The following is a 1,875-nucleotide window of genomic DNA, read 5'->3' as shown; positions in this document are numbered from 1 at the left end:
GTTCCAAGATTCATCGAGGCTACTTCAGGCTTGAATACCTTGGCAGGCAGCATCCGCTCCTGCACAGTCATGTAGGGCGAGCCACCCGTGGTCAGGTTGAGCACCGCATCGGAATGCTTCTTGATTTGCGGCAAAAACTTACCAAACGCCTCAGGTGTCTGATCCGGCTTGCCAGTTTTTGGATCTCGTGCATGCAAATGAATAATGGCCGCGCCAGCTTCTGCTGCCGCGATCGACGCTTCGGCGATTTCTTCAGGCGTCACAGGTAGATGCGGGGACATTGAGGGCGTATGAATACCCCCTGTTACGGCACAACTAATAATAACTTTGCTTTGCTTGAACATGATTGACGTCTCACTTGAAGAAAACTGACGAAGCAATAAGCCGCGAATCATCCTCGGCTTGAACGCCTGAGGCCTGATAATTCAGTCCGCAAATTGTCAGTGTGCAAACGAATGAACAGACGAGGTCTCGATAGAAATCTCGTCTGCTTGAACCAATTTATCAGGTCAACAGTACATCTCGGCTTTAGGCCGCTTTGCGGTTCGGTGCAAATCCATTTTCTGCCAGGGTCTCATCGGCGTTCTTGTAAAACGTGCCGATCTTCAAGAGCTCTTTAGCTTCCTTGCCGTTGGCGATCGGTCGACCGAATTCTTTCGAGATCCGAACTAATTGTTTAATTTGTTCGACCGAACCGAATTTGGTCTTACCGTCTTGCGCCCACAGATTGTCCTCATTGCCGCAACGCACATGTAAACCTTGGGCGATCGCCATCATGTTAATCGGCAAAGTGTTGCGCATCAGGCTTTCGAACGTCAGCAGGGCGCCATCCGGAACGGCACGAACGAACTGGGCCATGTGATAGAGATCCGGCGTGTCCGCGCCGCCGCCAATCGGAATCCAGGTCAGGTTTAGCGGAACATTGCAAACGCCGCGGCGCATCATGCGCTCAACGGTCATAAAGGAAGCCATATTGCCAATCTGGAATTGGATACCAATACCGTTGGCCGAGAGCCGCTTGATATGCTCTTCCACCCATTCCGGCCCCGCAGGAAAGGTCATTTCGCGGTAGGCATGATAAATGGCGGGCTGTTCGAACGAGGTGCCTGCGATGTCCGCCTCGGACATGATTTCAACAATGTTGAATTGGTTGGAATTGACGGCAACTGTCACTTGATCTGGCTTGGGGTCAAGTTCAGCCAGCATGTGACGGGTGTCATCGCTCAGCCATTTGGCGGCCTCGCCTTCATTTTCCGGAGCAAAGGAGATGGAGCCGCCGACCTGGATGACCATGTCGGGCACGGCCTTGCGTACGCCGGCGATCAGCTCATTGAACTTGGACAGGCGCTTGGAGCCCTTGCCGTCGAGTTCACGCACATGCAGGTGCAGCACGGTGGCGCCGGCTTCATAGCATTGCGCAGCCTTGTCGATCTGTTCTTGCATGGTCAGCGGAATGTCTTCCGGGAAATCGCTGAGCAGCCACTGAGGACCATAAGGAGCTACGGTGATGACCAGCTTTTGCTGATTTTCTGGCAGGAGATGCCCGTCAAGTAAATTCATGATATTTCCTTCCTGATTGGTGGTTGAACAGTGCGCTGTGTTTAGAACGGTTGGCCAATGATTGCAGGACGCACGCTCGCATCTTGCGAAGGCGGGCCTGGATGCGTCGTGCGTCAGTGGACATGAGTATCGGCCATTGGCAAACGGCAACTTGACATTTGACGACATTCACTTTACATTCTGCGACAGTGGGAGAAAGCGATATGTCCTATTTAATACGCAGTGCTGTGCTGACCAATTACGTCGAAACGGCTCGGTCAGTCGGCTTGGAACCCTATCGGCAACTGCGGGATGCCGGAATTCACCGCTCAGTGT

Annotated in this window: 2 protein-coding genes; both read right to left on the bottom strand. The window is 53.0% G+C overall.

From position 1 onward, the window contains the following. The coding region (locus tag WCA53_RS26300; protein WP_423917429.1) for a 3-keto-5-aminohexanoate cleavage protein at nucleotides 1-344 on the bottom strand (344 nt) is incomplete at its 3' end. 184 nt (nucleotides 345-528) lie between these two features. Continuing rightward, nucleotides 529-1,560, bottom strand: a complete 1,032-nt coding sequence (locus WCA53_RS26295; protein ID WP_423917424.1) for a 3-keto-5-aminohexanoate cleavage protein — start codon at nucleotides 1,558-1,560, stop codon at nucleotides 529-531. Between the last annotated feature and the right edge of the window lie 315 nt (nucleotides 1,561-1,875).

The sequence above is a fragment of the Caballeronia sp. genome (assembly GCF_049581465.1).
In the GTDB taxonomy this organism is placed as follows: domain Bacteria; phylum Pseudomonadota; class Gammaproteobacteria; order Burkholderiales; family Burkholderiaceae; genus Caballeronia.
Note: the sequence above shows the minus strand (reverse complement) of the source record. Positions and strands in the feature narration are given on the sequence as shown.

What these genes read in the sequence shown, in the direction of transcription:
- WCA53_RS26295 (WP_423917424.1), bottom strand. Translation starts at nt 1,560, where the DNA reads ATGAATTTACTTGACGGGCATCTCCTGCCAGAAAATCAGCAAAAGCTG.